This is a genomic window from Mesorhizobium sp. L103C105A0 (assembly GCF_000502215.1).
Taxonomy (GTDB): Bacteria; Pseudomonadota; Alphaproteobacteria; order Rhizobiales; family Rhizobiaceae; genus Mesorhizobium.
This window is the reverse complement of record NZ_AYXF01000005.1, coordinates 72,161-90,841: the sequence shown is the minus strand read 5'-3', so window position 1 is coordinate 90,841 and position 18,681 is coordinate 72,161. Positions and strand designations below refer to the sequence as shown.

The 18,681-nt window shown below is 63.9% G+C and carries 15 protein-coding genes; 4 read left to right on the top strand and 11 right to left on the bottom strand.

What is annotated here, in order from left to right:
- The first annotated feature begins 12 nt into the window (after positions 1-12).
- The gene (locus tag X727_RS148630; protein WP_023754817.1) at positions 13-1,017 is read left to right on the top strand and encodes an asparaginase; all 1,005 of its coding nucleotides are present in this window, start codon (positions 13-15) and stop codon (positions 1,015-1,017) included.
- Here X727_RS148630 and X727_RS148635 read toward each other — a convergent pair.
- Positions 1,010-2,260, bottom strand: a complete 1,251-nt coding sequence (locus X727_RS148635) for a TIGR03808 family TAT-translocated repetitive protein (protein WP_023834448.1) — start codon at positions 2,258-2,260, stop codon at positions 1,010-1,012. The genes X727_RS148630 and X727_RS148635 overlap by 8 nt on opposite strands.
- A 138-nt stretch (positions 2,261-2,398) precedes the next feature.
- Here X727_RS148635 and greA point away from each other — a divergent pair, with 138 nt between their 5' ends.
- The gene (gene greA / locus X727_RS148640; protein WP_023670749.1) at positions 2,399-2,872 is read left to right on the top strand and encodes a transcription elongation factor GreA; all 474 of its coding nucleotides are present in this window, start codon (positions 2,399-2,401) and stop codon (positions 2,870-2,872) included.
- 7 nt (positions 2,873-2,879) lie between these two features.
- Here the strand turns inward: greA and X727_RS148645 are convergent, their stop codons facing one another.
- The 3 genes from X727_RS148645 to X727_RS148655 all read right to left on the bottom strand — a co-directional run bounded on the left by X727_RS148645 (position 2,880) and on the right by X727_RS148655 (position 6,740).
- The gene (locus tag X727_RS148645) at positions 2,880-3,116 is read right to left on the bottom strand and encodes an AbrB/MazE/SpoVT family DNA-binding domain-containing protein (RefSeq protein ID WP_023834447.1); all 237 of its coding nucleotides are present in this window, start codon (positions 3,114-3,116) and stop codon (positions 2,880-2,882) included.
- Between the two features lie 64 nt (positions 3,117-3,180).
- Positions 3,181-5,301: a methylmalonyl-CoA mutase gene (gene scpA, locus X727_RS148650; protein ID WP_023834446.1), complete on the bottom strand. Its 2,121-nt coding sequence runs from the start codon at positions 5,299-5,301 to the stop codon at positions 3,181-3,183.
- Complete coding sequence (locus X727_RS148655; RefSeq protein WP_023834445.1) at positions 5,298-6,740, bottom strand: methylmalonyl-CoA mutase subunit beta; 1,443 nt, start codon at positions 6,738-6,740, stop codon at positions 5,298-5,300. The genes scpA and X727_RS148655 overlap by 4 nt, the downstream gene beginning before the upstream one ends.
- Before the next feature lie 349 nt (positions 6,741-7,089).
- Here X727_RS148655 and X727_RS148660 point away from each other — a divergent pair, with 349 nt between their 5' ends.
- Both X727_RS148660 and X727_RS148665 read left to right on the top strand, forming a co-directional pair.
- A complete protein-coding gene (locus X727_RS148660) occupies positions 7,090-8,640 on the top strand; it encodes a helicase HerA-like C-terminal domain-containing protein (RefSeq protein ID WP_023834444.1) in 1,551 nt (516 codons plus the stop codon).
- 70 nt (positions 8,641-8,710) lie between these two features.
- Positions 8,711-9,580, top strand: coding sequence for an aldose 1-epimerase (locus tag X727_RS148665; protein ID WP_023705454.1), 870 nt, complete (start codon positions 8,711-8,713; stop codon positions 9,578-9,580).
- Between the two features lie 4 nt (positions 9,581-9,584).
- On the opposite strand, the gene X727_RS148670 is transcribed toward X727_RS148665, so the two are convergent.
- The 7 genes from X727_RS148670 to X727_RS148705 all read right to left on the bottom strand — a co-directional run bounded on the left by X727_RS148670 (position 9,585) and on the right by X727_RS148705 (position 18,674).
- Entirely contained in the window at positions 9,585-10,061 is a 477-nt protein-coding gene (locus tag X727_RS148670; RefSeq protein WP_023687219.1) for a DUF4189 domain-containing protein, read from the bottom strand.
- Entirely contained in the window at positions 10,058-10,753 is a 696-nt protein-coding gene (locus X727_RS148675; protein WP_023727661.1) for a hypothetical protein, read from the bottom strand. The genes X727_RS148670 and X727_RS148675 overlap by 4 nt, the downstream gene beginning before the upstream one ends.
- Positions 10,754-10,766: 13 nt before the next feature.
- Positions 10,767-11,342, bottom strand: coding sequence for an invasion associated locus B family protein (locus X727_RS148680; RefSeq protein WP_023670757.1), 576 nt, complete (start codon positions 11,340-11,342; stop codon positions 10,767-10,769).
- Positions 11,343-11,351: 9 nt separating this feature from the next.
- Positions 11,352-16,073 (bottom strand): YadA-like family protein, encoded by a 4,722-nt coding sequence (locus tag X727_RS148685; RefSeq protein WP_023834443.1) that lies wholly within the window; start codon positions 16,071-16,073, stop codon positions 11,352-11,354.
- 1 nt (position 16,074) lies between these two features.
- On the bottom strand, positions 16,075-16,494 hold the full coding sequence (locus X727_RS148690; protein ID WP_023687221.1) for a hypothetical protein: 420 nt from the start codon (positions 16,492-16,494) through the stop codon (positions 16,075-16,077).
- 234 nt (positions 16,495-16,728) lie between these two features.
- Positions 16,729-17,664 (bottom strand): AraC family transcriptional regulator, encoded by a 936-nt coding sequence (locus X727_RS148695; protein ID WP_348524528.1) that lies wholly within the window; start codon positions 17,662-17,664, stop codon positions 16,729-16,731.
- 809 nt (positions 17,665-18,473) lie between these two features.
- Positions 18,474-18,674, bottom strand: a complete 201-nt coding sequence (locus tag X727_RS148705; RefSeq protein WP_023684556.1) for a hypothetical protein — start codon at positions 18,672-18,674, stop codon at positions 18,474-18,476.
- Positions 18,675-18,681 lie beyond the last annotated feature (7 nt).

Genomic DNA, 18,681 nt, shown 5'->3' with positions numbered 1-18,681 from the left:
TTCGGGGTGGTGATGACAAATCCGGTTCTGGTCGAAGTCTTGCGCGGCGCGATCGTCGAGAGCGCCCATCGCGGCGCTGTCGCAATCTTTGACGGTGACGGCAAGCCTGTCCTGGAGATCGGCGATACGGCGCGGCCGGTGTTTCCGCGCTCGGCGGTCAAGGCGATCCAGGCGCTGCCGCTGGTCGAAACGGGTGCCGCCGATGCCTATGGCTTCGGCGACCGCGAACTGGCGCTGGCCTGCGCTTCACATTCAGGCGAACCCGCGCATGTCGAACTGGCGCAGGCGATGCTGGCCAAGGCCGACCTCGACAAGTCGGCGCTGGAATGCGGCGCGCATTGGCCGTCGAGCCACGACGCGACGATCGCACTGGCCCGCACAGGCGTCTCGCCGAACGCACTGCACAACAATTGCTCGGGCAAGCATTCCGGATTTCTCTGCACCTGCGTGCACTCAGGGATTGCCCACCAAGGCTACGTCAAGGCAGGCCATGGTTTGCAGGAGATGGTGCGCGACGCCATGCAGGCGGTGACCGGCGCTGCCCACGATGCGGATCACCGGGCAACCGATGGCTGCTCGATCCCCACCTATGCCGTGCCGCTGAAAAGTTTTGCCCTTGGCTTTGCCCGCATGGCTACGGGCAGGAGCTTTGGCCCTGAGCGTGCCAAGGCGGCCAAACGCCTGCTGTCTGCCTGCATGGCCGAGCCTTTCCTGGTCGCCGGCACCGGCAAGGCCGATGTGGCGCTGATGCAGGCCGCGCCCGGCCGCATCTTCGTCAAGACGGGCGCCGAAGGCGTCTATTGCGCTGCCGTTCCGGAGCTTGGCCTCGGCATCGCGCTGAAATGTGATGACGGCGCCGGCCGCGCCGCCGAGGTGATGATTGCTGCTGTGCTGGCAAAACTTCTCAGCGCCGACGGCGCACTGGCGGCGAACCTTCTGGAGCGGGCCAATCCGCCGATCGAAAGCCGCATCGGCGCCAAGGTCGGCTCGCTGCGGCCGACGACGACGCTCAGCTGACCCTGTTTCGCTCGACCGTCAGGTGCGCATAGCCGCTATCGCTCGACCGCGCGAGGTCGCCGGTCGCCCGTTCGGCCCAGCGCTGGCCGATGATGGCGCCGTTCTCGGCGCCGTCGACGACGTTGTCGGAGATGATGGCGTTCCCAGCGCCCTCGACCACAGTGACGGCGATGCCGGTTCCGGCCTGACGAATGATGTTTCCCGTCGCCACAACATTGCGCATATAGGCGCCCCAGCCGATCTGCATGCCGTAGAGCGGCGCGTTCTCGATGACATTGCCCGAGACGGTGGTGTCGGCCTCGACGCTGATACCGACGCCGAAGCCCGGCGCGTCGGCGGGGTAGGGGCCGGTGGTCGAGAGGTTGCGCACGATGTTGTTCGAGCAGACACCCATACGGCCGCCCTCGTTGAAATTGACGATCGAGATGCCGTTAGCGGCACCATCGACGATGTTGTTGCCGATGATGGCGCCTTCGAAGGAGAATTCGGAATAGAGCGCGGTTTCGCCCGACCGCGAGCAGGTGTTCCCGGTCATCTGCAGATTGCTTGAACTGTTGGCGCGGATCGCCGAGAAGGCGCAGTCCGAGACGATGTTGCCGGTGACGGAGACATTGCCGGCACGGAATGCGTTGATGCCATTGCCGTTCTGCCCGGTGCCGCCGCTGCGCGCGCCGATCCGCTGCACGCGGTTGCCGCTGACGATCGTGCCGTCCTCGGCCTGCTGCCAGCGATGGACAAGAATGCCGCCATTGCCGCAGTCGGATACGGCATTATCGGATATCGCCAGGCCAGCGGCCTCGACGGAGTAGATGCCGGCGTCCGCAGCCCCCGAAATCTCGGAGCGCTCGACGCGGCCCGACGCATGCTCCAGCGCCAGCCCATGCTTGCAGCTGCCGGTGATCGTGCAATTGTCGATGACGAGATGGGCGACGCGGCGCAGGTCGAGCAGGCCTTGCGCATCGTCGGCCAACCCGCCGTTGGCGCCGTCGAAGACCAATGCGGTGAACTCTATATGCTCGGCCTGTTCGGCCGTCAGCAAATGGCCATTGCCGCCATAGAGGATGCGCGAGGCNTCAGACGTGTGCTCTTCCGATCTCTGGTCGTCCGGTGCGTCCGGCTCCACGCCAAGCTCGGCGGCGTTGATCGAGCCGCGCACCGCCGTTTTCGCCAAGGCGTTGCCCACCGAAAGGCCGAGCACGGCAAAGCCGGCCGTCCCCTGCAGAAGCGTTCGTCTGTTCAACATCGGCACATCCCTTGCGATCATCCGGCTGATCGCAGGAATTGGGCCAGCCGCATAGGTCTCCGCTCGGCCATAGTCCGGCCAATGACCTGGTCCGGCAAGTGGCTTGTGCAGTCACGGAAGCGGGCCTAAGTTTATCCGATGAGCAGAGCTTTTACCCGCGAGGAAGACAGCGAAAACGCCATTGCCGGCATCGGCGAGCGGCCGATCAGCCAACACCGCAATCTGGTGACGGAGCGCGGCCTGGCGATGATCGAGGACAATCTGGCCGATCTGCGCGACATTTTGGCGAAAGCCGAGCGAAAAGCCGATCGCGAGCGCATTGCCGTCGTCTCGCGCGACCTGCGCTACTGGACAGCGCGCCGCGAAAGCGCCGAGCTTTCCGTGCCGGAACCGGGCAGCGACCAGGTGCGCTTCGGCATGGGTGTCACGCTGGAAAGCGATGACGGCAAGAAAGTGCACTGGAAGATCGTCGGCGAGGACGAGGCCGACCCCTCAAAGGGCAGCATCTCACACGTCTCGCCAATGGCCGTGGCGCTGTTCGGCAAGAAGGTCGGCGACGTCGCAAGCGTCAACGGCAAGGAATGGGAAATCGTCAAGCTGTCGGACGCCTGACGCCAGCTCACCCTATTTGCACAGCCAGCTTTCGCAACGCGGGCTCATACTTGTCCATGACACCGCGAGCAGCAAGCATTTCCCGTTCGACGTCGTCACACGGCACCGGCCTTAGGATGATGCCGTCGTCGGTTTCGATGATCTGGAGTTCATCGCCCACCTGCAGGCCCAAGCTGTCGAGCGTTTCCCGCGGCAGGATTACAACGCCCGATCCGTCCTCAAGTCCGTGAATGATGGTGTTCATAGCTATACCATAGGTTGCGCCCGATATTGTAACGCAACTTTGATAAGCAGTGCAACTGTTTCAATCAGCCCGCCAGCAGCCGGTCCAGCAACCGATCCGCAGCCTCCGGGATAACCGTCCCTGGCGGGAAGATTTCCGCGGCACCCGCTTCCAGCATTGCGCCGTAATCCTGCGGCGGGATGACGCCGCCGGCGACGATCAGCATGTCGCTGCGGCCGAGCTTCTTCAGCGCGTCGCGTAGTTCGGGGATCAGCGTCAGGTGCCCCGCCGCCAGCGATGAGGCGCCGATGACATGGACGTCCTGCGCCACCGCCAGCCTGGCGATCTCGTCGGGTGTCTGGAACATCGCGCCGACCGTGACGTCGAAGCCGAGATCGGCGAAGGCCGTGGCGATCACCTTCTGGCCACGGTCGTGGCCGTCCTGTCCCATCTTTGCGACCAGGATGCGCGGCTTGCCGCCGGACTTCTTCTCGAAAGCTTCGAGCTTCTCCAGCAATCGGTCGACCGTCAGATTGTCGCCAAGCGCATTGCGATAAACGCCGGAGATCGTTTGCACCGAGGCGACGTGACGGCCAAAGACCTTTTCGAGCGCCAGCGAGATCTCGCCGACCGTGGCATTGGCGCGCGCGGCGCGGATGGCAAATTCCAGCAGGTTTTCGTTACCCTGCGCAGCGCGGGTCAGCGCATCGAGCGCGCTCTCGACCGCGCCGACATTGCGCGTGCCTTTCAGGTTCTGCAGCTTCGACAATTGCCGGGCCTTGACCTCGGCATTGTCGATCTTCAGCACGTCGACGTCGATGTCGTTCTCGGGGCGATGCGCGTTTACGCCAACCAGTATCTGCTCGCCGGAATCGATACGCGCCTGCGTGCGCGCCGCCGCTTCCTCGATGCGCAGTTTTGGAATGCCCTGTTCGGTTGCCGCCGCCATGCCGCCAAGCGCCTCGACCTCTTCGATATGGGCGAGCGCACGCGCCGCCAGATCGTGCGTCAGCCGTTCGATATAGGCCGAGCCGCCCCACGGATCGATGATGCGGGTGGTGCCGGATTCCTTTTGCAGGATCAGCTGCGTGTTGCGGGCGATGCGGGCCGAGTGGTCGGTCGGCAGCGCCATCGCCTCGTCGAACGAGTTGGTGTGCAGCGACTGGGTATGTCCCTGCGTCGCCGCCATCGCCTCGATCATGGTGCGGGTGATGTTGTTGTAGGGGTCCTGCGCCGTCAGCGACCAGCCGGAGGTCTGGCAATGGGTGCGCAGCGACAGCGAGCGTTCATCCTTCGGTGCAAAATTCTTCTGCATCAGGGTCGCCCACAGCAGGCGCGCCGCGCGGAGCTTGGCGATCTCCATGAAGAAGTTCATGCCGACCGCCCAGAAGAAGGAAAGCCGCGGGGCGAAACGGTCGATATCGAGCCCGGCGGCGACGCCGGCGCGGGCATATTCGATGCCGTCGGCGATGGTGTAGGCGAGCTCCAGGTCCGCGGTCGCGCCGGCCTCCTGCATGTGATAGCCGGAGATCGAGATCGAATTGAACTTCGGCATGTGCTGGGAGGTATAGGAGAAGATGTCAGACACGATCCGCATCGAGGGCTTCGGCGGATAGATGTAGGTGTTGCGGACCATGAACTCCTTCAGAATGTCGTTCTGAATGGTGCCGGCGAGATCCTTCTGAGCAACGCCCTGTTCTTCGGCCGCGACGATATAGAGCGCCATGATCGGCAGCACCGCGCCGTTCATGGTCATCGACACCGTCATCTCGCCCAGCGGAATGCCGTCGAACAATTGCCGCATGTCGAGGATGGAATCGATGGCCACGCCCGCCATGCCGACATCGCCGGCAACGCGCGGATGGTCGCTGTCATAGCCGCGATGGGTGGGCAGATCGAAAGCGACCGAAAGGCCCTTTTGGCCGGCGGCGAGATTGCGCCGGTAGAAGGCGTTGGATTCCTCGGCCGTCGAGAAGCCGGCATATTGCCGGATCGTCCACGGCTGCTGGACATACATGGTCGGGTAGGGACCGCGCACGAAGGGCGGCATTCCCGGATAGGTGTCGAGATGCGGCAGCCCCTTGAGATCGCCCTGGCTGTAGAGATGCTTGACGGCAATACCTTCCGGCGTCAGCCGCTGGCCCTTGACCTCGACCGGCGCGCGCCGTGGCGCCGACCAGCCAATGTGGCTGAAATCCGGGATCACTGTGCGGCTCCGATTGCCTGGTCGATGCGGACCGGAAACAGCGCCTCGCACACCGCCACGCCCTCTGTGAAAGGCGGCCGCCGCTCAGCCGCCAGCGTCTCGACCGGGGCATCGTTTTTCAGCGGGTAAAGCGTGGTGCCGATGATTGCCCGTTCACCCGACCGGTAGGCCTCGGCGCGGCGCTCGGATGCTGCCTTGACGCGCTTCTGGATATGCCCTTGCTGCAGGCTTGCCAGAACGCCGCCTTCCGCTTCGATCCGCTGGAACTCTTCCCACGCCGCTTCGCACAGGCCCAGGGTCAGCGCCTCGACTGCGCCCGACCCAAATGCTGGGTCGGCGACATGGTCGATATGGCTTTCATTGGCCATGATCAACTGCGCATTGCGGGCGATGCGGCGGGCAAAGCCGGCCGGCAGCCCGAGGGCGATGGTGTGTGGCAGGATGGAGATCGAGTCCGCGCCGCCTGCTGCCGCTGCAAAGCTAGCGATGGTGGTGCGCAGGATGTTGGTTTCGGGATCCGCCGCCGTCATCATGCGGAACGACGTCTCGGCATGGATGTTGGCTGTCGATGCCGGGATGGAACAGGTTTCCTGGATGCGCGCCCACAGCCTGCGCAAGGCCCGGACCTTGGCCATCGACAGGAACTGGTCCTGGTCGACGCTCAGCGCAAAGCCGATATGGGGAGCGGCATAGACAAGCGGCTGGCGCGCATCCTCGAACATCCTGAGGTATGACACGGCGGAAGCGAGCATGGTGCCGAGTTCCTGCGCTTCCGTGGCGCCGGCATTGTGGAACACCCGCCCGTCGGCCTCCAGCAGCACACCCGGCACGCCCAGCGAGAAGAAATGCGCCAGCGATTGCGGCATCGATGCCTGCAACGCCTCGATCGACATGCGCAGCCGGCCGGTTCCGGCAAAGATTGCCGCCGGGTCGATGCCGAAGGAGAGGTTCAGCTTTGCCGGGTCGGAGCGGCGCTTGCTCAGGAACGCCACCAGCCAGTCGGCGACGGCACGGCTCCAGGGATGGGCGTCGATGCGGATCTGCGTGCGGTTGAGCGGTACGCCATCCAGCACCGTTTCCAGCGCCTGCGCCGTCCTCGGCAGGCCATAGCCGAACGCATTCGGAGCACCTTCGAAGACAAGCGACAATCCCGTCGCGCCTTGTGCCACATCGTCCAGGGCCTGCGCCTTGGCGCGGCCGATATCGGGATCGTCAATGCGCTGGCTGACGATCCAGGGCAATTTGGGGTTGGCGCGCACAAGCGGCTCGGCGCCGCCAGCGCGATCGTAGAGCGGTTCGATGCGAATCTGATCGTCGGTATGCGAGACTAGTTTTTCCTCGAAGGAGGCGCCGGCGAGCGCCTTTTCGGCCAAGGCCAGCCAACGCTGGCGCTCGACGTCAGCGGGTTCGACACTCCTGGTCAAGGCTCCGGCGCCCATCCATGCTCCTCGTTTTTATGCGGCCGCACCAGCGTCAGCCGTCCAGTCTACGGTTCCCTGCCAGATATCGCAATGCAATGCGCTTGCGCGGTTGGGATTCGCTTCCCTGACATAGGGCAGCCTGCGTGGACGAACCATGGAACGATTGCCAAACAGCGGCAAAATCCGCAAGTTCCAAAAACCGATTTGGAGGATTGGTTCAATTTAGACGATTGGCCCAATCTGGATGAATAGCCAACTGGATGGATAGCCCGATTGGAGAATAGCATTGTCGCTGCGCAATGGCCTGACTATACCCTGCGGCACGGCCACAGGCTTTTAACACATCAGTTTGCGGAGACATGGTCATATGGCTGACGACACCAGCATTTTCCTCGGCGCCAGCCGCAAGCCCGACGACAGCTATCAGCGCGCCGAACAGCTCTTGCTGCAATATGGGAACCGCCATGGCCTGATCACCGGCGCCACCGGCACCGGCAAGACAGTCAGCCTGCAGATCCTGGCCGAGGGGTTTTCCAATGCCGGCGTGCCTGTGTTCTGCGCCGATATCAAGGGCGACCTGTCCGGCATTGCCATGATGGGCAAGGCGCAGGATTTCCTGGTCAAGCGGGCCGAGCAGGTCAAGCTCGACCCTTACGACTTCCAGGAATTCCCGGTCATCTTCTGGGACCTGTTCGGCGAGCAGGGCCATCCGATCCGCGCCACCGTCTCGGAAATGGGGCCGCTGCTTCTGTCGCGGCTGATGAACCTCTCCGAAGCGCAGGAAGGCATCATGAACATCGCCTTCCGCATCGCCGATGAGGATGGCCTGCTGCTGCTCGACATGAAGGATCTGCAAGCACTGCTGGCCAACATCGCAGCGCGCGCCGACGAGATCAGCTCGCGCTACGGCAATGTCACCAAGCCGTCGGTCGGCGCAATCCAGCGCACGCTTCTCGTGCTGGAACAGCAGGGCGCGGCGCATTTCTTCGGCGAACCGGCTTTGCGCATCGCCGACATCATGCGCACCACCCGCGACGGCCGCGGCGCCATCAGCGTGCTCGCTGCCGACAGGCTGATGATGAACCCCAGGCTCTACGCCACCTTCCTGCTCTGGCTGATGTCGGAACTGTTCGAGGAATTGCCCGAGGTCGGCGATCCCGACAGGCCGAAGCTGGTGTTCTTCTTCGACGAGGCGCATCTGCTTTTCGACGAGGCGCCGAAGGTGCTGATCGACCGCGTCGAGCAGGTGGTTCGCTTGATCCGCTCCAAGGGCGTCGGCGTCTATTTCGTTACGCAGAACCCCTTGGATATCCCTGAAAAGGTTCTCGCCCAGCTCGGCAACCGTGTGCAGCACGCGCTGCGCGCCTATACGCCGCGTGAGCAGCAGGCGGTCAAGACCGCCGCCGACACCTTCCGGCCCAATCCCGATTTCGACTGCGCCACCGCCACCACCCAGCTCGGCACCGGCGAGGCGCTGGTCTCGACGCTGGAGGTCAAGGGCGTGCCGTCCATGGTGCAGCGGACATTGATCCGGCCGCCGTCGTCCAGGCTTGGCCCGATCACGGCGGACGAGCGCCGCAAGCTGATCGACCAGAGCCCGGTCGCCGGCCAGTACGACCAGACCATCGATCGCGAATCGGCCTTCGAGATGCTGCAGAAGAAAGCCGTGGGCGCGCAGGAGGCGGAAGAACAGGCACAGCCGGCCGACAGCGGCCGCTCGCGCTGGACCATCCCCGGCTTCGGCAATGACGATTCGCCGCCACCGCAATCCGGTGGCCGGCGCGTGCCGGCGCCGCGCCCGTCCAACCGCCAGACGGTGGCCGAAGCCGCGATCAAAGCTGTCGTGCGTTCGGTCGGCTCGTCGGTCGGCCGCGCGATCGTGCGCGGGATTCTGGGCAGCCTGTCCAGGGGGCGGTGAAAAGTGTCAGCCAGCCCGCCTCGGACATGATCAGCGGCCAAAATATCGCTATTGACGGCGGTTGGTAGGGATGGCCGGCCTCCTGGAACTGCGCGACGACCGCGCCCGTCTGGTCCTGGCGCCGCAAAAGGGCGCAGCGATCGCCCGCTTCGACGCACTGGTCTGCGGCGCAACGGTGCCGCTGCTCCGCCCCGACGATGGCACCGGCGCCTCCGGCTGCCAGCTTCTGGTTCCCTGGTCGAACCGCATCTCAGGCGGCGGTTTCGCCTTCGACGGCCGCTTCCATGCGATCGAGCCGAACGTGCCGGGGGAGGCCTTTCCAATCCATGGCGACGGCTTCCAGAGGGAGTGGCGGATTGCCAGCCACAGCGCCACCGAGGCAGAACTGGTCCTCGACGCCGGTGAAATCGGCCCCTACCGATATACGGCGCGGGTCGCCTATGCGCTGCATGACGGGGCCTTGGATGCCACGCTCACGGTGGAGAATCGCACCGGCATTCGCCTGCCTTACGGGCTCGGCTTTCATCCGTGGTTCCCGCGCAGCGCCGGAACGACGCTCGAGGCGAAGGCGGCGCGGGTCTGGCTGGAGGACAAGCATCATCTGCCGGTCGGCGTGGCGCCGGTGGCCGATTACCCCGCGTGGAATTTCTCGAACGCCTCCCTGTTGCCGCGAAGCTGGGTCAACAACGCCTTCGACGGCTGGGACCGCCGCGCCAGGATCACCCGGCCCGAGGACAGGATCGCCATCTCGCTCACCGCCTCGCCATTGCTCGACGTCTTCATCCTCTATTCGCCGTCGCAGGATGCCGATTTCTTCTGCTTCGAGCCGGTGTCGCATACCGTCGATGCGCATCACGGCAAAGGGCTGACCCCGCTTGAGCACGGCGCTACGCTGAGTGCAAACATGCGCCTCGATTGGCGTTCCGCTGCTTCGCTCTGATGCGTCATGTGCACACCCACTCGCGGATCTTGCATTTTTGTCCGTTCCGCTCGCACGCCTGCAGTGTCAGGTCTTCGGCATCCCGGCGTGTTTGCGCCGTCTCGGCGCCCCAACTGGTCAGCCGCCCTTCCGGCTTCTCGCCTACGGCGAGGGCGCCGCAATGCTTGTAGGGAAAGCCGGTATTGTCGTCATCGTCCCAATGGCGATGATTGCGGAATACGCTGACCACGGCGCAGCTGCCGCCGCCGGCGTTCTGGCAATGCTTCAGCGCGATGTCCATCGCCTCCTGCCGCTTGTCGGCGCCCCAAAAGAAGCCGTGCTTCTCGTCGGGGCTCGAATAGGCGATCGCCGCCCAGATGCCTCTCTCCTCCTGGGCCGGCGGCTCGGGCACGTCCGCCGCCGGGGCTAGGTCCGCCGCGCCCAGCCGCCCGGCGCAAAGCAACAGCATGCCGATCGCCGCAATGGCGGAATTCACCCTCATTGTACGCCTCCTTGTTTACCTGCTGCCGAGGCCACGGAAATGACGACGCAGCTGTTGCCGGTTGGCAGCAGCATCGCGTTGCCCCCTCCATTGGCCAGTTCATAGACGCTGATTTGTCCAAGATTGTTGGCGAGCTTGCTGTCTTTCGGAAGCAGGGCCGGAACATCGGCGCAATTGGCCGCGAATGGCGCCACCCTGACCATCGTACCTTCGCAAACGGATGCGGTGGGTGCCGCGAACACCAGGCCTGCCGCCGGGCCGCTGTAGCCCTGTGTAGCGTAGTTCATGCCGACCAAGGCTTCCACGAGGTGTTTGTCGGGGGCCTCGTTGTTCCAGATCGACTGGACGCTGTACGTCGTGCCGGTCGTCAGCATCTGCCCAAGGGCTGGGAAAATGTTGGAACAAGACTGCAAGCCTGCCTCTTTGGCGTGTTGCAGAAATGGCGTCTCGGCCAGGGCCGGATTGGGCTGGTTGGTCTCCGCGACCGCCGGCTGCGGCAATAAATTGTGGAGCAGGTCGTAGCGCATGGCCGCGAAGCCGGCCGTGGCGACGACGGCAATGGCGAGCAACGAGAAGACAGCGGTCCTCGCGCGGTTTCGTTGCGGTCTGCTCCGGTCTTCGATGCCGACCCGGACAGCATCCTTTCCCTGGTTGCGGGACATTATCCGGTCATGGATCGATTGCTGGTTCATCGCGATTGCCTCGTCAATTGATCGCCGCAACGGCCGCGGCCAAGCCCTTGAGGGTCGCGGTTACGTTGATCGTCCTGCCATCCGTGGTCGGGAAGGAGATGACGGATGCCGCGGCCTTCGAAATCTGTTCGCGCATGATCGGACCAACCGGCAGCATGCCGACGCAGACGGCCTGATTGCATCCGTCGAGTTGAATTTTTATCGGCTCCTTGCGCCCCTCGAATGTCAGCGAGACAGGAGCGTCGCTCTTGGCGATCGGCGGGGCGCGCAAGATCATGTAGGGGTTGCCTTCCTTGGTGGCGGCAAGCGACCAGCTGAACGCAACCTGTCCTGCCTGGTCCTCGATGATCTGGGTGACATTGCAGACCTTTTGGCGCGCCTTCAGGTTCTCGTCGCAGATCAGCGTCCAGTTCTCGAACGGACGGGTGGTCCGTTGATATTCGCCAAGCTTCGCATCCGCAGGGATCGCTACGTCGGAAGGTTTTACCCTGTAGCCGGAAGGGATTGCTTCCTGCCCGGCCGCTAACGGGCCGGACAGGAGCATTGACGTCATGGATATCGCGACAGCAAGGACTGCCTGCCTGATCATGGCCGGGCTCTAGTTCAGCGTAAGGCTGACGCCCGCGCCGACACCCCAGTGTCCGCCTGCCGTCGTACCGGACAGGTTCGCTCGAACACGTCCTTCCTCGCTGGTGTAGCCGGCGCCGAAGGCCAGGGCGCCTTCACCGCGCCAATAGCCTCCGCCGGCGGCCACGCTCAGCTTGCCGGGACGATCGTCGTAGCGCAGCGAGCCGGCCGCCAAGCCGATTGCCGCAGCCTGGCGCGCCTCGCCCCTGACCTCTCCCATGTCCATGTTGAGCTGGCTGAGTTTGGAGTCCGCATACGCATTGGCTTGCTGCAGCGTGGTGGCCGCCACCTGGTTGGTGTAGTTCTTCGAATTGTCCAGGTTGAGTGCTAACCCGCTGTTGAACTGCTGAACATTGACCGCATCGGTGTTGGCAACGCCCGGCCCGACATTGTGGATGACCACCGGCGTGTTGGGATCGCCGCCGGCAAGGGTAATCGAGTTGGACTTGTTGCCGTTCCCGTCCTTGTCGTACTGGACGGCGAACTGGTTGAGGTCGCCGACGCTACCCTGCATGGCTTCGACCGCCTGGTTGGTGGCGAAGAGCTGGCTGCCGTTGATGGCGTCGGTGGAGGTGCCGCTGATCCGGCCCGCCGCGACATTGGTGACGGTGCGCTCGTTGCCGACGGTGCCGACGCTGACCGTGCTCGTCGGAGCTGTTCCGGCGAAGGTATAGGCAACGCCGTTGATCGTGGTGCCGGTGGTGGCGACCGCCGCCGCCGTCGTCGAGCCCGCGCCGAGCGCGACGCTGCCCGGCTCGTTGGCCTTTGCGCCGGCGCCGAGCGCCACCGCCTGCGCTCCGTTGGTGGTCGCGTTGGTACCGAGGGCGATGCTGTCGGCCTGGTTGACCGTCGAATTCTGGCCGATCGCGATGCCTCCCGGCGCCGTCTGCTGCACGATGGCGCCATTGCCGATGCCGATGCCGTTGTCGCCATTGACGGTGGTGCGCGGACCGACCGCAACCGAATCGACGCCGACCGCAAGCGAATCCGCGGCCGTCGAATTGGCGTGGAAGTACAGGCTCCCCGTCACCGCGAACGAGCTCAGCGCGCCCTTCAACTGGCGAAGCGTGACCGCGTCCTGGTCCTGCGTGCCGTCGGCCACGTTGATGATCTGGCGGTAGGAGGTGGAGGTGCCGACCGAGACGGCGCCGAGCAGGCTCATGTCCGCGGTGTTGTAGGGAATGAGGCCGGTGCCGGAGAGGATCGATCCCGATACGGGTGCGACCGCCCGATCCGAAACCGAGCCGGCGCCGAGCGCCACGCCGCCGATGACGCTGGCCTGGGTGTCGCGGCCGAGCGCCAGCGTATTGTCGGCGCTCGCGGTCGCCTGGTAGCCCAGGGCGGAAGAGCCGATCCCTTGCGCGAAGGAGTCCGCGACGGCAAGCGTCCTGTCGTTGGTGCGCACATAGCGTATGCCGTCGCCATTGGCGTCGGTGTAGGCCAGCGAGGTGTCGCCGGTAATATTGCTGATCGAATTGCCGAGATTGGTGATGTCAGCAGTATTGGCAGCGATATCGGTGGTGTTCTGCGTCACCTGCTGGTTGGTCGCAAACAGCTGCGAGCCGTTGACCGCATCGGTCGAGGAGTTGCTCAACTGCCCGGCCGCGACGTTCTGGATCTGGCGTTCGGCGCCCACCGAGCCGACCGAGAATGCACCCGCGGGCGTCGCGCCGGCGAAGGTGTAGGCAACGCCGCCGATCGTGGTGCCGCCGACCGCCGTGGTCGCGGTCGACACCGCATTCGCGCCGATCGCCACGTCGCCGGCATTGTTGGCCACAGCATTCGGGCCGATGGCAACGGAATCCGTCCCCAGCGCCTGCGAATCCGCCAGCGTCGAATTGGCGTGGAAATACTTGATGCCGCCGCCCGTGCTGATGCTGTTGATCGTGTTGCCGAGATTGGTGATGTCGGCGGTGTTGGCGGCGATGTCGGTCGTATTCTGCGTCACCTGCTGGTTGGTGGCGAAGAGCTGCGAGCCGTTGATCGCGTCGGTCGACGAATTGCTGAGCCGGCCCGCCGCGACATTGGTGATGGTGCGTTCCGCGCCGACCGCGCCGACGCTGACGGTGCTTGCCGGCGTCGTGCCGGCGAAGTTGTAGGCGACGCCGCCGATCGTCGTGCCGGCGGTGCCGACCGCCGCGGCGGTTACCGAGCCCGAGCCGAGCGCCACGTCGCCGGCGTTGCTGGCATTGGCGAGGGCGCCCAGCGCGATTGCATTCTGGGCGCCGGCATTCGCTCCTACGCCGAGAGCGGTCGCTTGAAAGGCGGTTGCAAACGCGTTCTGGCCGATCGCGGTGCTGGACGTGGCTGTGGCATTGGCGTTGGCACCGACGGCGGTGCTGTATTGGCCCGAGGCCTTGGAGATGTATCCCATCGCCGTTGCGTCAAGCGCCGATGCGACGGCGCCGCTGCCGAAGGCCGAGGCGTTGGCGTCGGAGGCGCTCGAATTGGTGCCGGCCGCGATGGCGTTTGTCCCCGTCGCGGTCGCGACTGGTCCGATAGCAACGGAGTCCGTGCCCGTTGCGGACGAGTCCGCCGCCGTCGAATTGGCGTGGAAATACTTGATGCCGCCACCGGTGCTGATGCTGTTGATCGTGTTGCCGAGATTGGTGATGTCGGCGGTGTTGGCGGCGATCGCCGCCGTGTTCTGCGTCACCTGCTGGTTGGTCGCAAACAGCTGCGAGCCGTTGATCGCGTCGGTCGACGAGTTGCTGAGCCGGCCCGCCGCGACATTGGTGATGGTCCGCTCCGCGCCGAGCGCGCCGACGCTGACAGTGCTCGTCGGCGTCGTGCCGGCGAAGCTGTAGGCCGTGCCGCCGATCGTCGCGCCGCTGGTGCCGACCGCCGTCGCGGTCACCGAGCCCGAACCGAGCGCTACGTCGCCGGAGCTTGCCGTCGCCGTCGCGCCGTTGCCCAGCGCGACATTGCCGGCAAGGCCGGCTGCACCCGCCGTCGAGCCATTGCCCAGCGCCACGGAGCCTTGCCCGACGGCCTTGTTGTTGTTGCCGATGGCAACCGCGCCTGCGGCCTGGTTTGCGGCTGTGGCGGTTGCCGTGCCGTCGCTGTTGGCGATGTTGTTGGCGCCGCCGGTGAAGGCGCCGGTGCCGCTGGCATAGCTCGGATCGCCGATGGAGACCGCGCCGTTGCCGTAAGCCGTGTTGCCCGAACCGATGGAGACGGCCTTGCCGCCGGTTGCCACCGCATTGGTGCCCATGGCGACCGCTTCGGCCGAATCCGCCTTGGCGTTGTTGCCCACGGCGATGGCGCTCGTGGCGCTGGCGGTGGAGAGGGCGCCCAGCGCAACCGCATTCTGGGCGCCGGCATTCGCTCCTACGCCGAAAGCGGATGCTTGAACGCCGGTTGCAAACGCGTTCTGGCCGATCGCCGTGCTGGACGTGGCGGTGGCGTTTGCGTTGGCGCCGACGGCGGTGCTGTATTGGCCCGAGGCCTTGGATATGTACCCCATCGCCGTTGCGTCAAGCGCCGATGCGATGGCCTCACGTCCTACGGCAGCGGAATCGGCGCCGCTGGCGACAGTTCCCCAGCCTACGGCGGTCGCATAGTTGTTGCTGGCCGTGGAACTGGTGCCTAGAGCAGTGGCATTCCCTCCCGAAGCGACGGACAACGTGCCCAAGGCGTTGGAGCCGGCTCCAGTGGCATTAGCCTGAACGCCGAGTGCAACGGAATTGACACCGCTCGAGATCGTGCCTTGGCCCAACGCCATCGCGCCACCCGCTCCTGTAGCCTTCGCATTCAGGCCAATGGCAACCGCGTATTGCGCCGACGAAACGGACGAACGTCCCATCGCAATGGCATCGACCTGGGATGCTGTCACATCTGTGCCTATGCCGACCGCGCCTTGGGCCAGCGCTCCCGTTCCGGCCGCGGTACGCGAGCCGAGATAGACGGAGTTTATCGCCGTAGCAGTCGACTGGAATCCGATGGCGACGGCATTCTGGTTGCTTGCGACAGCGCTGTTACCTTGGGCAATCGAATCCACGCCGGATGCCGTTGCCCCGAACCCGAGCGCGGTGGCGCGCAATCCGGTCGCCCGGGTAACAGGGCCGATCGCGGTCGAGTTGACTCCGTCGGCACGCGCATTATTGCCAAAAGCGGCCGCGCTTGTGGTTGCAACCGAATTGACGCCAATAGCGCTTGCTGCGTCCCCGTTGGCCTTGGCGTTCCCGCCCACGGCGAGGGCATTGACGCCGGTTGCGCCTGCGAAGACACCTATGCCTATGGAATTGAGGCCATTGACACCCATCGCATAGCCGATGGCGATCGTGCCGTCGCCCGTTGCACTGTTGGAACTGCCCAACGCCACGCTGTTATTGCCATTCGTCGCGGCGCCGTTACCGATGGCGACGGCGTTGCCGCCGGTCGCCGAACCGCCGCCAGCCTGATATTGTGCCTGGGCCGGTGTGGCGAGGCCGAGCGCGGCGAGCGCGGCCAGGCCGCCGAGCATGCTGGCCGGGCTCACACCACAGGCCAGAGCCGAACGCACGCTGGTGCCGCTTCCCAATGTTCCCAGACCCATATTCTTGCGACCGAATCCAAGAACCCGGTGAGCCATGCGCAGCACCGCCATCAGGCGGCGCCGCACCGAGCGGCTGTCGGCCGCACCCGCGATCCAGTTTCCGACAAAGCTTGAAGAAAGTTCGATCCTTCTCCGCCCCTCGACGCGTTTGGTCATGCTAGTTTTTCCTCGCAATTGCCGAGGCGCTCTGATGTGCCGCACCATTCGCCTCGGTGGCCAAAAAATCTTCGAAATTGCGCGTCTTCTCCCGCAACGAGAGACCGACCTTCGCGCCTTGTTTTTCAATCAGCTGATAGGCGCTCGCGACCCATGGCTGCGTCGGTTCTGGAACCGTATGCAGTGCAGCCTCCGTCCGTTCCGGCGGCAGGCTTACCGCCACCAGCGCGCGGCAGAGATCGAAATGAAATCCCGGATCGCCTTCACCACAAGCCGGAGAGGTCAGTCCAAGCACGAAACAGGCCAGGAGATGGTCGAGTTCCGCAGCGCTGATCCGGCTGGCGTATTGGCGTTGCAGTGCAGCCCAGGCCGCTTCGGCCTTAGGCGCGAAGACCTCGATTTCCGCGAATTGAATGTCCATGGGACAATCCGACATGCTGTATCATCTGGTTGCTCCCCCCGCCCCAAATGACTTCCATCGCGACCATGAGCACATTCGCGGTGCAGGTATTTTGGAATAATCCGGAATCTTTGTAGGAAAATCCGGTATTTGGTCCCTGCGCGACAACTGTGACTGCTCTGCCACACAACCTTCGACTATACTGAAGATCAATCGAGGTATCGCCGCGGACAATCATGCGCGCCGCAACAGTCGTTAACGTTGCAGCTTCACCTGCTTGGGGGTTCTGTTCCGGTATCTGGACATGGTGACTGTCAAGTGGCTCTGGTCCGAGAATCCACTGAGATGAGCGACTTCCGCAATCGACAGGTCGCTCTCGATGAGAAGTTTTTCGGCGAAATCGAGACGCAGCCGCAGCAGGTATTTGTGCGGCGGCTCGCCAAAGGTCTTGGTGAATGCCAGGATGAAATGGCTCGGCGAAAGGCCACAGAGTGCGGCCAACTCGGCCACCGCGATCTTGCTGGAAAAACTTACCTCCAGGAATTCGCGCACCCGCCGGGCGCTGCGGTTCGACAGACCGCCCTTTGGGGCTTGTGGCAACTTTCGCGCTCCTGCGTAGTTCCGAAGCAAATGGACGCCGAACATGGTGACCAACGAATCGACATAGAACTCGTTTGGAGTTTCCCGATCCGTCAGTTCCGCCTTCAGCAACTGCGCGAGTTGCAGCGCTTGGAAGTCGACGGTCCCGAACGGCGGCGGCTGAAGCTCGGCATGGCCGGTGTCGAATTCACGCGTTGCCAGCTCGAAGAGACTCTCGGGGGTGAGCGCCACGATTGCGCTTTCCGTGGTGGATGACCGGGTCACCTTGCCGCCGAGGTCGGCTGGGACGATCATGATCATGCCGACGTCGCCGTCGTATTCGTGGACTTTGTCGCTGCCCAGCGATGCCGCAATCCCTGGTGAGGGTGTAAGCAGAACCGAAGCGAAATGTTCCGCCGCTTTGAATGTGTGTGATCCCGGCCCATGAACGACATGAGCCGCGCCGCCTCGAAACGTGACCAGGTAGCGCCCCGCGCTTTCCGGAATTCCGTCGAAGATGCGACGATCCGCGCGCCGCCGCTCTGTCCCGGCGCTTTCCTGGACGTTGCCTCTATGTTGCATCTTCGTCTCTGCCACTGCTGCGCCGATCAATCCAATCCTGTGCTGTATCGAGGCGCCCAGAATTCACGTTTGCTCCTGGGCGTTCCTTCGAATCTTACAGATGCTGCTTTATATTGCAAAGAAGAATTTGAGCTCAAGCGAAATTTTACCAGGATTTTGACTATAAATTTACAGGTTTGAATTTTTAGCCAAGGCTACCTGACTATTTTCCGATCTTATCTTACCATTTTTAGCCTAGTTATTGTGCATAGTGCGCCGTCACAATCCAGCGTTGTATTCTGAATATAGATCGCGCGGCCATTGACAGAGCTGGTCGACTATCTGTCATCGCCACGGACGATCCAGCAGCAGTTATCGCCCGAACCATGGCTTCTTTCCCTTGTGCTTCTTCATGGCGGTGGCCAAATGGCCTTGATCCGAAAATCCCGCGAGGTAGGCGACTTCGGCGATGGCGACCCTCCGGGAGCGATCCAGGGCTGCGGACAGAGCATATCCCGCTCCCCCGCATGGTTGCTCTTCTGGGATTGGCATTTTCGGGGATTGTGTCGAGGGCGTGCCGATCGACCCGATCGGCGCCTGCGCTGCGTTCCTGAACCTCGCCCGCATTTTTCATTCAGCCTTGCCTCAGCCGCTTTGCCAGCCCATCGAAATTCCGTGCCGTGCAAACAGCCAACCCGGAAATCCGGACGGTAATTTGTATCCCCCATAGTCCTGCCCAAAGGCAGCGTAGCGCATCCCGCGGATAGAAAAAACATTGTAGGTGAAGAAAAAAGTTCGCGCGAGAAAAACATGGCCTGGCTTGGCCGGCGCTACGGAATTATCCGGCTCACGCAGGCCTGCTAAAGATCGCCTCGGCGTTTCTCGTACAGATCCCAGGACAGCTCGACCATGGCCAGAAGAACGTCTTCCTGGCTCCACCCGGCGGCAACCGCCGCCTCGACAATTCCGCGGACGAGCGGCAGCAATTGCCGCTCGCATTCGGCCGACAGGTTGGCCTCGGCGCCGTCGGCAGGCGGACTATCGAAATCAAATCCCACCATCGGCGTT

Coding starts and splice junctions, on each gene's coding strand:
- X727_RS148630 (WP_023754817.1), top strand. CDS start 13: ATGACAAATCCGGTTCTGGTCGAAGTCTTGCGCGGCGCGATCGTCGAG.
- greA (WP_023670749.1), top strand. CDS start 2,399: ATGAGCAGAGCTTTTACCCGCGAGGAAGACAGCGAAAACGCCATTGCC.
- X727_RS148645 (WP_023834447.1), bottom strand. CDS start 3,116: ATGAACACCATCATTCACGGACTTGAGGACGGATCGGGCGTTGTAATC.
- X727_RS148655 (WP_023834445.1), bottom strand. CDS start 6,740: ATGGGCGCCGGAGCCTTGACCAGGAGTGTCGAACCCGCTGACGTCGAG.
- X727_RS148660 (WP_023834444.1), top strand. CDS start 7,090: ATGGCTGACGACACCAGCATTTTCCTCGGCGCCAGCCGCAAGCCCGAC.
- X727_RS148665 (WP_023705454.1), top strand. CDS start 8,711: ATGGCCGGCCTCCTGGAACTGCGCGACGACCGCGCCCGTCTGGTCCTG.
- X727_RS148670 (WP_023687219.1), bottom strand. CDS start 10,061: ATGAGGGTGAATTCCGCCATTGCGGCGATCGGCATGCTGTTGCTTTGC.
- X727_RS148675 (WP_023727661.1), bottom strand. CDS start 10,753: ATGAACCAGCAATCGATCCATGACCGGATAATGTCCCGCAACCAGGGA.
- X727_RS148680 (WP_023670757.1), bottom strand. CDS start 11,342: ATGATCAGGCAGGCAGTCCTTGCTGTCGCGATATCCATGACGTCAATG.
- X727_RS148685 (WP_023834443.1), bottom strand. CDS start 16,073: ATGACCAAACGCGTCGAGGGGCGGAGAAGGATCGAACTTTCTTCAAGC.
- X727_RS148690 (WP_023687221.1), bottom strand. CDS start 16,494: ATGGACATTCAATTCGCGGAAATCGAGGTCTTCGCGCCTAAGGCCGAA.
- X727_RS148705 (WP_023684556.1), bottom strand. CDS start 18,674: ATGGTGGGATTTGATTTCGATAGTCCGCCTGCCGACGGCGCCGAGGCC.